The following is a 13,098-nucleotide window of genomic DNA, read 5'->3' on the forward strand; positions in this document are numbered from 1 at the left end:
CAGCGTCTAGCGGGTCTGGAAGGCCACGCGCGTGCCATGGGCCAGCAGGCTGGCATTGTCGATCGGCGTCGTGGGCAGGCCGATCATCTCATCCTGTACTTCCGCCCAGGTCTGCACGCCGTGGGTCAGCCCCAGCGGCAACAGCAGGCGACTGATCCACTGGGTGCCGGTGAAACGCAGAGACTGGCCGTTGTCATCGACCAGGCGACTGATGCCTGCGGCGTGATGCAGGCGAACCACATGAAGCCCCTGATCCAGCGTCTGCACTTCCACTGTCAGAGTATTGCCTTCGGCGAGCCACCGCCGCAGGGTCTCGACGTCGACGGCTTCGCCAAGCGTGCTGGAGGAGGTCTGCATGTGTTCTCCCAGGTGTCTGAATCACACCACCTTGTAGGCGTGAGGCAGTTCGGCCAGTGGGCCGCGTCCGCCGGCGAGCGTCAGGGCGAGATCGACCATCCCGTCCCAGATGGGCAGCGTCATCCCGCCCTTGATCGCCATGTCGAGTCGCTGCGAGAACAGCAGCAGCTTGTGCAGGCGCTTGTGGGGCAGGCGGTTGAGCGCCTGTTGATAGAAGGGGCGACGCTTGTCGAAGATCATCGGCTTCTGCGCCTTGCAGGCATGCTCGAAGCTCTGGCCTTGATCGAGATGCTGGCGCAGCGAGAGCAGGGTGCGCAGCTCGCGGGTCAGTGCCCACAGGATCACCGGCGGCTCGACGCCTTCTCCCCGCAGCCCGAGCACGATGCGACCACTGCGCTCGACTTCCCCCTTCAGACACGCATCGGCCAACGTGAAGACATCATAGCGGGCATTGTCCTCGACGCCCTGGACGATGGCATTGCCATCCAGGCGTGCGCCCGGCGGGTGCAGCAGCGCCAGCTTCTGCAGCTCCTGATCCGCGGCCAGCAGGTTGCCCTCGATGCGCTCGGCCAGCAGGCGGGCGGCGTCCTGATTCAGCTCGAGGCCGTGACGACGGGCGCGGTCGCGAATCCAGAAGCCGAGGCGGGAATGGTCCACCGGCCACACCGCGATGAAGACGCCGACCTTCTCCAATGCCTTGAACCACGCCGTCTGCTGCACCTTGCGATCGAGACGCGCTGCGGTGATCAGCAGGATGTCGCCATCCTTCTCGATGCGCTCGGCGTAGGCCTTGAGGACCTTGCTGCCTTCCTGGCCGGCACTCTGGGTGCCCATGCGCAGCTCGATCAGCTTGCGCGAGGCGAACAGTGACATGCTGGCGGCAGACTCGGTCAAACGGCCCCACTGAAAGCCGTTCTCGACATGCAGTACCTCACGCTCCTCGACACCGGCAGCGCGCGCCGCACGCCGGATGGCGTCGCAGCTTTCCTGGTGAATCAGCGGCTCATCACCGGCCACGATGTAGACGGGAGACAGGCGCTTGTTGAGCTGCTCGTCGAGCTTGTCGGGATAGACCTTCATGAATGTCCTTCGATACTGCGCGGGTCTGGTGGGCAAGTGCGCCTAAGGCTCGGGCGGCCAGTCACGAGCAGGGTGCTAGCCCCGGCGTGATGGTGGCCCTGAACAGGCACGGCCCCATGATGATCGGTTGCCCGATATCGTGGAGCCGTGCCTGGCGAACGTTGCGATTTCCAATCTCTACCAACTGCTGCCAGCTTTCTTCCACTTCTCCCGGCTTCGCCTGTCGTCAATCATCTTGTCGTCAATCGTCTGGCCTTTCAGCACTTATGGATCACGATTCACGACTCATGACTTACGAACGGGGCGCCTCAGTGCGGGAGCGTGGAGCTCAGGGCTTGATTGCGCGCAGGCGCTCCAGCAACTGACGACTCAGGTCACGATTGACTTCCTTGGCCGCGCGCTCACGCAGGTCATCGGTGTTGAGCAGGTCGTCATCGTTGGTGTAGTAGAGGCTGCTGGCCTGCAGCTCCTGCTGGTTGGCCAAGTAGGCCCCATCGGACTTGCGCTGCAGCGAGTAGGTCAGGCGATAGGTCAGTTCACGCTTGATGCTGCCGGCATCGCCGTAGGTGATCTGCTGCACGTTCTCACGAACCTTGCCCAGGTTGAGGGCCAGCGGGGCGCTGTCGCTCAACTGGACGTCGGCACGCTCGAGAGCATCGCGCAGGGCGTCGTGGGTCTTGGTGATCGGTGCCTGGACGTCCAGCTCGGTGATGGCCATCGGCGCATCGTTCACGCCGCGCAGCTGGAAGCCGCAGCCGCTCAGTGTCAGCGCCAGGCCGACGCCTAGAGCGGCCAGCACACGACGGCGGCCGAGGCCGTGGGATGCACGCTCTGATGTGTCTGCTGAAACACTGGAAGACTTCGCTTGCGTCACCGTGACCTCCTGTCATGAACGAGTGTCATGAATATCTTGCGAGAGCGCTGCGTGGTGCCTGTCAGCATCACGCAGCGCACGGAATATGGCCGTCAGAGACCGACATCCTTCCAGCTGCCTGTCGGGCTCTGACGGGACCGGCGACTCGGGCCGCCGGTATCTTGCTCGATCTGGTCGGGTCGCTATCAGTTGGCGACGATATTGACCAGCTTGCCCGGCACCACGATCACCTTGCGCACCGTCTTGCCATCGGTGTGCTTGGTGACATTGGCATCTGCCAGCGCCGCGGCCTCGATGGCGTCGCGATCAGCATCGGCGGCGAAGGACAGGCGCGCACGCAGCTTGCCGTTGACCTGCACGACCAGCTCGATGCTGTCCTTCTTCATCGCCTCGGCATCGGCGGCCGGCCAGCTGGCGTCGATCACGGCTTCGTCGTGGCCCAGTGTCGACCACAGCGAGTGGCTGGCATGCGGGATGATCGGCGACAGCAGCAGCACGCAGGCCTCGACGGCTTCACGGCTGACGGCCAGACCCTGCTCGGAGGTATCCTCGAAGCGGCTGATGGCGTTGACCAGCTCCATCACGGCCGCGATGGCGGTGTTGAAGGTGGTGCGGCGGCCGATGTCATCGCTGCACTTGGCGATGGTCTCGTGTGTCTTGCGACGCAGCGCCTTCTGATCATCGTTCAGGGCGGTCACATCCAGCGCGCCCGGAGTGCCGGCGGCGACATGCTCGTGGACCAGACGCCAGACGCGCTTGACGAAGCGGTGTGCGCCCTCGACACCGGAATCGGACCATTCCAGCGACTGCTCCGGCGGCGCGGCGAACATCATGAACAGGCGCACGGTGTCGGCGCCGAAGCGGTCGATCATCGACTGCGGGTCCACGCCATTGTTCTTGGACTTGGACATCTTCTCGGTGCCACCGATTTCCACCGGCAGACCATCGGACTTCAGTACGGCCTTGATGGCGCGGCCCTTGTCGTCGGTCTCGACGTCCACGTCCAGCGGGTTGAACCAGTCGCGGCCGCCCTTGGCGTTGATGCGGTAGTAGGTGTCCGCGATCACCATGCCCTGGGTCAGCAGCTGCTTGAACGGCTCGTCGCTGTCGACCAGGCCGAAGTCACGCATCAGCTTGTGGAAGAAGCGCGAGTAGAGCAGGTGCAGGATGGCGTGCTCGATGCCACCGATGTAGTAATCGACCGGCAGCCAGTAGTTGGCGCGCTCGTCCAGCATGGCATCGGCGTTGTCCGCACAGCAGAAGCGCGCGTAGTACCAGGAGGACTCCATGAAGGTGTCGAAGGTATCGGTCTCGCGCTGCCAGCCATCGCCCAGGTCACTGAAGGACGGCATCTTCTTGATCGGCGAGCCACCGGAGGCGTCGAATTCGACTTCCAGCGGCAGAGCGACCGGCAGTTCGTCGTCGGTCAGCGGGATGGATTCACCGTTCGGGCCATTCTTGACCGGAATCGGTGCGCCCCAGTAACGCTGACGGGAGACGCCCCAGTCGCGCAGACGGAAGTTGGTCTTGACCTCACCACGACCCTGCTCGACCAGGCGCGCGGCGATGGCATCGAAGGCGCTCTCGAAGTCGAGGCCATCGAAGTCACCGGAGTTGATCAGCACGCCGTGCTCGGTGAAGGCAGCTTCGCTGACGTCAGGCGCATTGCCGTCGGCATCGGCGATCACGGCTTCGATCGGCAGGTCGTACTTGGTGGCGAATTCGTGGTCACGCTCGTCGTGGGCCGGCACGGCCATCACGGCACCGGTGCCGTATTCCATCAGCACGAAGTTGGCGACGAAGACCGGCACTTCACGGCCGGTCAGCGGGTGGATGGCCTTGAAGCCGGTATCCATGCCGCGTTTTTCCATGGTCGCCATGTCGGCTTCGCTGGTGCCGCCACGCGCGCACTCGGCGTTGAACTCGGCAAGCTCCGCATTGTGCTCCGCCGCGGCCTTGGCCAGCGGGTGAGCGGCGGCGACGCCGACGTAGGTCACGCCCATCAGGGTGTCCGGACGGGTGGTGAAGACGGTCAGGGATTCCTGCACCTGGCTGGCCTTGGCATCGAGGCCGAAGCTCAGCTCGACACCGCGTGACTTGCCGATCCAGTTGCGTTGCATGGTCTTGACCTGCTCCGGCCACTCGACCTTGTCGAGGTCGGCCAGCAGCTCTTCGGCGTAATCGGTGATGCGCAGGAACCACTGCGGGATTTCCTTGCGCTCGATCAGCGCGCCGGAACGCCAGCCACGGCCGTCGATGACCTGCTCATTGGCGAGCACGGTCTGGTCCGCCGGGTCCCAGTTGACGATGGAACTCTTCTTGTAGACGACACCCTTCTCGACCAGCTTGGCGAAGAACCACTGCTCCCAGCGATAGTATTCCAGGTCGCAGGTGGCGAATTCACGGCTCCAGTCGTAGGCGAAGCCCAGCGCCTTGAGCTGATCGCGCATGTAGGCGATGTTCTCGTGGGTCCACTTGCCCGGCGCGACGTTGTTCTTCATCGCGGCGTTTTCCGCCGGCAGGCCGAAGGCGTCCCAGCCCATCGGCTGCATGACGTTCTTGCCCTGCATGCGCTGGAAGCGCGAGATCACGTCACCGATGGTGTAGTTGCGCACGTGACCCATGTGCAGCTTGCCGCTGGGGTAGGGGAACATCGACAGGCAGTAGAACTTCTCGCGGTTGGCATCTTCCACCGCCTTGAAACACTGATTTTTCTCCCAGTACTGCTGGGCAGCCTGTTCGATCTGATCGGGAGCGTACTGTTGAGAAGTATCCTGTGAATCCATCGGGTCCGTCACTACCTTGGCATTGGCCGCTACCCGTCACCAGGGACAGGCAGGGCGTGAAGAGGTGGGCGGTCACATCGGGATGGGCCGCCGCTGTCTGCGATGGGGTCAAGTCTACCCCAGACGCCAGGACTCAGGTAGGGGAGGCGAGCGCTGTGGCGCCAGGCGAATGCGCTTCATGCTGCCAGTGCCACGCGCTTGATGCGTGTCAGGGAGTGGAAGCGTGTGGCTTGTGTCGCAACGCCAACGCCACCATGCTGAAGGTAGAGCGCCATGCCCTCCCGCAGTACGGGAGAAGGTGAAGACACAAGGAGAGTCCATGAGCCAACCACGTGAACCCCGCGATCCCCATGAGCCGATCAGCGCCACGGATCGTGATACGGCTGCCACGTCCTCGCACGACAGTGGCTTTGAAGATACGCCGATGCCCTCGCGCTCAGCTTCCAGCCAGCCGCAGGGCGAAGGTGAAGGACGTCTCGGCGATGCCTATGGGCGAATCCTGACGCGGCTGGAAGACAGCAGCGGTGAGCTGTCGTGGGATGGCCTCAAGGCCGAGCTGGATGAGGCGGTCAAGTTCGAGGCCGAGGTCGAGGAATTCACGCTCGACGAGCTGGCGCTGCTGCGTGCCTGGGTCGAGCGTGACATGCGTGAATTCCGCCGCCATCTGGCGACCGGCGGAGAAGGGATCGCCAGCTGGCTGGGGATCGATCTCTCGGTGCTGTCGCGCAGTGTCAGTTCCGCGCTGATGTCGATCGCGGACCGCACCGTGGTGGACCGCGCCCACTTCGAGGAAGACCTCGAGGCCGCGCGCGCCGACTACACCAGCGGCGAGGTCATCGCGCCGGGGCTATTGCATTGCGTGCACTGTGAATCGACCACCACGCTCACGCGCCCCAGCGTGCTGGAACCCTGCCATGCCTGTGGACATCGTTTCTTCTCGCGTGGCGCGCCGCCCGTCACTCGTCAGCCTCCCGCGGCCGATGAGAGTGATCAGGGCTGATGGCGACACCGTCAGACTGGTTCGCCCCGGCGCATGCCACCTGGAGCGCCGGTCAGCGCCACAAGGCGTTGCAACAGCTGATCGATCACTTCAATCAGCGCCCGCGTCCACGTGAGGCGGGCCTCTTCAAGCAGATCTCCTATTACCTGTTTCTGCTCGCGGATTATCGCTCGGCCAGCCAGATTCTGGCCCAGGGGCATGTGGAGTGTCCGGCCGATGAAGAGATCGCGCTCAATCAGGTGGTGTGTCTGTCGCGCGCCAATGATGCCGCCGGCTCGCTGGCGGCCGGTGAGGCGTTGGCCGCACGAGGCTGTCTCAATCCGGTGCTGTTCGACTCGCTGGCCAGCAGCGCGGCCAGACTCAAGCGCCATGACGAGGCACGCGAGCATGGCAGTCGCGCCCTGGCGCTCAAGGACGAGCAGCATGGGAGCCTGCCGTTGGCGAAGGGCTGGCGGCTGCCCGCTGAATCCCCCTCGGCAGTCGCCGCCGGCAAGACGCGCGTGCTGTCCTTCGGCCTCTGGGGCAAGGGGCCGCGCTACTTGAACGGCATGCTGCATAACCTGCTGTTGGCGCCGGTGCTGTATCCGGGGTGGCGGGTTCGGCTCTATCACGATGACAGCGTGCCCGATGATTTCCTGGCCCTGGCGCGGGAACTGGACGCCGAGCTGTGTGAGCGTCCCTCCAGTGACACCCTGAGACAGCGGCTGTGTTGGCGCTTCGCGGTCGCCGATGACCCGACGGTGGGCTACTTCGTGGTCCGCGACTGCGACAGCGTCATCAGTCTGCGCGAAGTGCGCGCGGTGCAGATGTGGCTGACCTCTGGGCGCTTCTTCCATGTCATGCGTGACTGGTGGAGTCATACCGATCTGGTGCTGGCGGGGCTGTGGGGCGGGGTGGCCGGTGTCCTGCCGCCACTCGAGACATTGCTGGCCCAGTGGCAGCCACAGCATGTCGAGACGCCGAATATCGATCAGTGGTTCATGAAGGAATGCGTGTGGCGCTACCTGCGCGAAAGTCTGGTCAGCCACGACCGGTGTTACTCGCTGCTGATCAAGGGGCGCGACAGCCTGAAGTTCCCGGATGATGTGCTGGGAGAAGCACCTGGCGGCACGGCGCATGTCGGCAGTGACGAGTGGACGCGCGATCGCGCCTTCCAGCTCCGCCAGCTGGGGCCATGGCTCAAGGAGGCCAGCTGGATGCGTGACAGCGAGGTCTGAGCGCAATCCTGCGATAAGCGTTTGCTGAGCGGGTTATATAGACACACGAAGGGCTGCCCATGGGCAGCCCTTCGTGTGTCTTGCCAGCAGTCCTTCGCTTGTCTTGCCAGCAGTGCTGTCGGGGCTAGCGACCCACCAGCCAGCCGATCCATTCATGCAGTGCCCAGCGCGACTGGGTCAGCGCGGAGCTGTTGGGGATCCAGGCATCGATGCCCAGCCCGGAGACCGTGGTGTAGCCCACCGGCGCCGGGATGATGGTGCGGAAGCCCTGATTCTGGAAGTTGCGCATCGCGCGCGGCATGTGCCAGGCGCTGGTCACCAGCACGATCTTGTTGATGTCGTCCTGCTCGAGCATCTCGCGAGTGAAGAGCGCATTCTGCTGGGTGTTCTCGCTGCGATTCTCCAGCCAGCGCGCCGGGTAGTCGAATTCATCGATCAGCGAGCGCTGCATCAGCTCGGCGAGGGTGCCGTCATCGGAGGACGATACCTTGCCACCGGTGAGCAGAATCGGCAGCTCCGCGTTGCGGGCCACGCGGACGCCTTCGTCCAGGCGGCTGAGCGTCTCGCCATTGATGCGATCGCGGCCCTGCAGCTCCGGGGCGTCGTAGTAGCGTCCGCCGGAAAGCACGACCACGGCCTGCGCCTGGATCCACTCTGCCGGTTCACTGGGCTGAATGCGCTCCAGCCCTGACATCAGGCGCGTGGAGACGACCGGCGAGGACAGCAGCCACATGCCCAGGATGGCCACGACCATCATGGCGCGTGCCAGGCCCGGCCAGCGCTTGAGCACGAGCATGGCCAGAAACAGCAGCAGGAGAGGCCCGCCGGGCGGCAATACCAGGTCCTTGATGATGCCGAGTAACTCGGTGATGCCCATTGTGGTCTCGCTTGTGCAGAGGCAGTGCCGGGCATCGGCCCGGCAACGGGTAAGGTTGAGCGTTCAAGCGTCTGAGGCCCTGGGGACTCACACGTTCTGGACCTCAGGCGTCCTGCGGGCGTTGACGGCGCGCCTTGAGGCATTCGTTGATGCCCAGCACAAGGCCCGGCGCCAGCAGCAGCGCGATCAGGATCCACACCGGCAGCAGGCCGTAGTGCATCCAGGGCGTCATGCCCAGTTGCAGGCGGATATCGCCAGTGACGGTGGCCTCCTCGAACTGGGGTGCCTGGGCGATGATCTCACCCTGCGGCGAGATGATCGCCGTCACGCCATTGCTGGTGGCCCGCAGCAGATAGCGGCCGTTTTCCAGCGCGCGCAGCTGAGCCATCTGCAGGTGCTGCAGCGGGCCGATGGAGTGACCGAACCAGGTGTCGTTGGAGACGGTCAGCAGCACGGTAGAGCTCAAGGCGCGCTGGCGGACCAGCTCCGGATAGACGATCTCATAGCAGATCGCCACGCCGATACGCAGACCGCTGACCATCAGTGGCGGCTGCTGGCTGTCGCCTGACTGCATGCTCGACATCGGCAGGTCCAAAAAGCCGATGATGCCCCGCAACCAGCTTTCCAGCGGCACATACTCGCCGAAGGGCACCAGGTGCTCCTTGCGATACTGGGCCGACGGGTCATCGATGGGAATCACGCTGTTGTAGAAGCGATTGTCGGCGTCACGCTCGACGATCCCGGTGATCAGACCGGTCTTGGGCGGCAGAGTTGCCTGGATGCGCTCGAGGAAGGGCTCGGCCTGATCGCGCAGCATCGGCAGTGCCGTCTCCGGCCAGACGATCAGGTCGGCATCGTCCTGCACGGCGCGCGTCATCGCGGCGTAGGTATTGGCCGCACGACGCTGCCCTTCGGCGCTCCACTTGATCAACTGCGGCAGGTTGCCTTGCAGCAGGGCGACGCGCGCCGGCTGGCCGCCGGACTGTGTCCAGCCGGTCGGCAGCAGCAGCCCTGCGCTCCACAGCACGAGCAGCGGCGCGATCGCCCACCAGCGGCGACGCAGCGCCAGATTCCACAGCAGCGCACCGGACAGCGCGATGATCAGCGAGATACCGTAGACGCCAAGCACCGGCACCCAGCTGGCCAGCGGTGAGCCCACGGCACTGTTGCCCAGCAGCAGCCACGGGAAGCCGGTGAAGGCCCAGGTGCGGAACAGCTCGCTGAGCACGAATACCGCGGCGAATGACAGCACATCGAGCTTGCGTGAGCAGAAGCGCTGCCACAGGCCCATCCACAGCATCGGGAACAGCGCCATGCAGGCCACGAACAGCATCGTCAGCAGCACCGCCAGCGGCATGCCGGTATAGCCATAATCATGGATCGAGACGTAGACCCAGCTGGCCCCGCTGCCGAACAGGCCGACCCCGAACCACCAGGCGCGCAGGAAGCCACCGCCTTCCATGCGCAGCGCCCCGTAGAGCAGGCCTGCGCCGATCGGGCCCAGCCACCACTGCTCGAAGGGGGCAAAGCTCAGGGTGACCAGTACCCCGGCAATGATCGCCAGTACATTGGCCAGCAACGAGGCGCCCGGGAAGCTCCTCGCGCGGGGGGAATCTGACATGCCGCTCTCCTTGTAAAATGCCAGACACATCGGCGGATGTGTCTGGCATTGTCCTCTATCGGGTCAGCCTGTGATCAGGCCATGAATCACTCGCCGCTGATGTGCGCACGATGCTCGGCCGAGGGCGGCGCGTCACCGGTGGCATCTTCCAGACGGCATACCTGTACCTGACGAATGCGACGATTGTCCGCATTGAGCACCGTGAAACGCCAGCCGGCGAAATCGGTGGATTCCTGACGGCGCGGCATGTGACCGAAGCGCTGGATCATCAGACCGCCGATGGTGTCGAATTCCTCATCGGAGAAGTCGGTATCGAAGTGCTCATTGAAGTCATCGATGGTGGTCAGCGCGCTGACGGCGAATTGGCCATCGCCCAGCTCGCGGATGTCCTCATCCTCATCGGTGTCGTGCTCATCCTCGATATCCCCGACGATCTGCTCGAGGATATCCTCGATGGTGACAAGGCCTGCCGTGCCGCCGTACTCGTCGATGACCACCGCCATGTGATTGCGGGTCTCGCGGAATTCCTTGAGCAGGCTGTTGAGGCGCTTGGATTCGGGGATGAACATCGCCGGACGGATCGCTTCGCGCAGATCGAAGCGCTTGCGCTCGCTGTCATTTTGCAGAATCAGCGGCAGCAGGTCCTTGGCCAGCAGGATGCCGAGCACCTCGTCGAGGTTCTCGTCGATGACGGGATAGCGGGAGTGAGCCGATTCGAGAATCAGCGGCAGGTACTCCTCCGGGCGCTGATCTACCTGAATGGCCTGCACCTGGGAGCGGGGGATCATCACCTCGCGCACCTGCTGGTCGCTGATTTCCAGCGCGCCTTCGATGATGGCGATGGCGTCCTGATCGAGGTTGAGGCGTGGGCCTACCTCAGCCAGAAACTGGAGCAGCTCGCTACGGGAGCTGGGTTCGTCGGTGTCGCTTGAGAAGGCGCCGAACAGCTTATCGAGCCAGGTTTTCGATTGGCTTCCCGATCGGTCTTCGCTCATGCGTTAGTTTCTCTTTTCCTCGGTGGCGATACCCCATTGTCGTGGTGGTATCGGGGCAGCCGAGTGACCCGGGGACAAGCCCCGAGCCACCCGACGGCGGGTGCTGCCGATGCGCAGGGGCGCCGGCATCAGTGATTCTCTTCCCGGTAGGGATCGGCGACGCCGAGCCCTGCCAGCACATGACGCTCGAGCGCTTCCATGCGTTCGGCTTCATCGTCCTCGATATGGTCATAGCCGAGCAAGTGCAAGGTGCCATGGACCAGTATGTGGGCGAAATGATTTTCCAGCGACTTGCCCTGTTCCCGCGCCTCGCGGGCGACGACATGCACGCTAATGATCAGGTCGCCCAGAAAGCGCTGCTCATCCTGGCGTTGTTCATCAATAGCCTGCTCAGCCGCGGTCTCGGGAGCCGCAGAGCCGAGGGCAGAAGACGCGGCGCCAGAAGTCGAGAAGCCAGAAGACGCGGCATCAGAGACGTCTGCCTCATCAGCTTCGCTCATGGCGTCTGACGCCAGCATGACATCGTCGCTGTTGTGACCGTCGAGACCTTCCTCTTCGCCGGCGTCCAGATTGCCCTCCGGCATGCCCGCAAGCGGCAGGCTGTCGTCATCGCCTTCCTCGGCGAAGCGCGCGGCCAGTTCCGGCGGCAGGGCGAAGTCATCGAGATCCAGCGGCTCATGCGGGAAGGACAGCACGTTGGTCGGGGAGTCCTTGCCGCGATAATCGCGATTGAGGCCCTGACTCTCGGCTTCTTCCACCAGACGCACGGTCAGCTCGTACGGCGCCGCGGCGTCGCTGGCATCGCGCTCCAGCGCGCCGTCTTCCGCGGCGGCCAGCAGCGCAGCCGCCACCCAGGCTTCCAGCTGATGGCTGGCCGGCAGGGGCTGGCCATCGAACTCACTCTCGCCGATGGCCAGTTGCAGGTCCACGACGACTGCGGGGGCTTCGCTCACTGGCTACCTCCCGCCGGGGTGCTGGCAGGCGGCACGTTGCTCTGGGCATTCAGCGCCGCCATGCGGGCTTCGCGCTCGGCCTGACGCTGCTCGCGACGCTCGCCTTCCTGCTGCTCTTCCGCGGCTTCGAAGGTGTCGTAGGCCTCGACGATGCGCTGCACCAGCGGGTGACGCACGACGTCCTTGGCCAGGAAGCGCGTGATGCTGATCCCCGGGGTGTCCTTGAGGACCTCCATCACGTGCGCGAGACCTGACTGGGTGCCACGCGGTAGATCAACCTGCGAGACGTCACCGGTGATGACGGCGGTGGAGCCGAAACCGATGCGCGTCAGGAACATCTTCATCTGTTCGCGCGTGGTGTTCTGGGACTCATCGAGAATGATGTAGGCGTTGTTGAGCGTCCGGCCGCGCATGTAGGCCAGCGGCGCGATCTCGATGATCTGGCGCTCGATCATCTTGTTGACGTGCTCGAAGCCGAGCATCTCATACAGGGCGTCGTAGAGCGGGCGCAGGTAGGGGTCGATCTTCTGGGCCAGGTCCCCCGGCAGGAAGCCGAGCTTCTCGCCGGCCTCGACCGCCGGACGCACCAGCAGGATGCGTCGCACTTCGTTGTTGTTGAGCGCTTCCACGGCAGCGGCGACGGCAAGATAGGTCTTGCCGGTACCGGCCGGGCCGATGCCGAAGTTGATGTCGTGATTGCGCATCTCGGTGACATAGCCCTGCTGGTTGAAGCCGCGCGGGCGCACCAGCACCTTGGGCGTGCGGATCACCACATCACCGTAGGTGGCGCCCTGGTCCTCGGCGGCCTCGACCAGCGCCTCGACGCCGGATTCCTGCAGGAACAGATGAACGGTCTCGGCATCGACTTCGCCGGCACCGGTCTCGCGATACAGATGCTCCAGCACGTTGGCGGTCGCCTTCACGGCGGCCGCAGGGCCTGCGATCTGGAAGTCGTTGCCGCGATTGCGCAGGGTGACACCGAGCCGGGATTCGATCAGCTTGAGATGCTCGTCGCGCTGGCCGGTCAGGCTGGCCAGACGCTGCGGGTCTGCCGGCTCAAGCGTCATGTTGAGAATGCGATTGGCTTGCTGTGACTGGTGGCTCAAGGCGTCGAATATCCTGATAGTGATGAGTGACGATGATGCTGGGCGATGAGGGGCAGCCGCGATGACGGATACCTGCGCGTGATGCACGGGGCGCTCTGCCCGCCACGGCGCATGACGGCGCCATTTCAGTGTCAATGGTGACGCGTTGCCGAAGTCTCAAGAGAGCTTAATGCGCGATGGCCGTACAGGGCAATTGTCCTGTACGGCCAGCGTGGCTATCTGCTTGATAGTG

At 64.2% G+C, this 13,098-nt stretch carries 11 protein-coding genes; 2 read left to right on the forward strand and 9 right to left on the reverse strand.

Annotated elements, in window-relative coordinates:
- Positions 1-6: 6 nt before the first annotated feature.
- From H2O77_RS02980 to leuS, 4 genes are all read right to left on the reverse strand, one after another.
- A complete protein-coding gene (locus tag H2O77_RS02980; protein WP_215823875.1) occupies positions 7-357 on the reverse strand; it encodes a DUF6482 family protein in 351 nt (116 codons plus the stop codon).
- Positions 358-378: 21 nt separating this feature from the next.
- A complete protein-coding gene (gene holA, locus H2O77_RS02985; RefSeq protein WP_043335288.1) occupies positions 379-1,437 on the reverse strand; it encodes a DNA polymerase III subunit delta in 1,059 nt (352 codons plus the stop codon).
- A 328-nt stretch (positions 1,438-1,765) separates the two neighbouring features.
- Positions 1,766-2,311, reverse strand: coding sequence for an LPS assembly lipoprotein LptE (lptE, locus tag H2O77_RS02990; protein ID WP_215823876.1), 546 nt, complete (start codon positions 2,309-2,311; stop codon positions 1,766-1,768).
- Between the two features lie 185 nt (positions 2,312-2,496).
- On the reverse strand, positions 2,497-5,097 hold the full coding sequence (leuS, locus tag H2O77_RS02995; RefSeq protein ID WP_215823877.1) for a leucine--tRNA ligase: 2,601 nt from the start codon (positions 5,095-5,097) through the stop codon (positions 2,497-2,499).
- A 319-nt stretch (positions 5,098-5,416) separates the two neighbouring features.
- On the opposite strand from leuS, the gene H2O77_RS03000 reads away from it, so the two are divergent.
- Together H2O77_RS03000 and H2O77_RS03005 are read left to right on the forward strand one after the other, a co-directional pair.
- Positions 5,417-6,097: a zinc ribbon-containing protein gene (locus H2O77_RS03000; RefSeq protein WP_324691608.1), complete on the forward strand. Its 681-nt coding sequence runs from the start codon at positions 5,417-5,419 to the stop codon at positions 6,095-6,097.
- Positions 6,097-7,314 carry a hypothetical protein gene (locus H2O77_RS03005; RefSeq protein ID WP_215823878.1) on the forward strand — a complete coding sequence of 406 codons (1,218 nt, stop codon included), beginning with the start codon at positions 6,097-6,099 and terminating at the stop codon, positions 7,312-7,314. The genes H2O77_RS03000 and H2O77_RS03005 overlap by 1 nt, the downstream gene beginning before the upstream one ends.
- 124 nt (positions 7,315-7,438) lie before the next feature.
- On the opposite strand, the gene H2O77_RS03010 is transcribed toward H2O77_RS03005, so the two are convergent.
- The 5 genes from H2O77_RS03010 to H2O77_RS03030 form a co-directional block, all read right to left on the reverse strand.
- Entirely contained in the window at positions 7,439-8,191 is a 753-nt protein-coding gene (locus H2O77_RS03010; RefSeq protein ID WP_043335281.1) for a YdcF family protein, read from the reverse strand.
- Positions 8,192-8,294: 103 nt separating this feature from the next.
- A complete protein-coding gene (gene lnt / locus H2O77_RS03015) occupies positions 8,295-9,812 on the reverse strand; it encodes an apolipoprotein N-acyltransferase (RefSeq protein ID WP_215823879.1) in 1,518 nt (505 codons plus the stop codon).
- Positions 9,813-9,898: 86 nt separating this feature from the next.
- Positions 9,899-10,807, reverse strand: a complete 909-nt coding sequence (locus H2O77_RS03020) for a transporter associated domain-containing protein (protein ID WP_052384764.1) — start codon at positions 10,805-10,807, stop codon at positions 9,899-9,901.
- Positions 10,808-10,935: 128 nt separating this feature from the next.
- The gene (gene ybeY, locus H2O77_RS03025; protein ID WP_240548782.1) at positions 10,936-11,643 is read right to left on the reverse strand and encodes an rRNA maturation RNase YbeY; all 708 of its coding nucleotides are present in this window, start codon (positions 11,641-11,643) and stop codon (positions 10,936-10,938) included.
- Positions 11,644-11,756: 113 nt separating this feature from the next.
- Positions 11,757-12,866 carry a PhoH family protein gene (locus H2O77_RS03030; protein WP_131431329.1) on the reverse strand — a complete coding sequence of 370 codons (1,110 nt, stop codon included), beginning with the start codon at positions 12,864-12,866 and terminating at the stop codon, positions 11,757-11,759.
- Positions 12,867-13,098 lie beyond the last annotated feature (232 nt).

This window comes from Cobetia sp. 4B (genome assembly GCF_018831605.1).
Taxonomy (GTDB): Bacteria; Pseudomonadota; Gammaproteobacteria; order Pseudomonadales; family Halomonadaceae; genus Cobetia; species Cobetia amphilecti.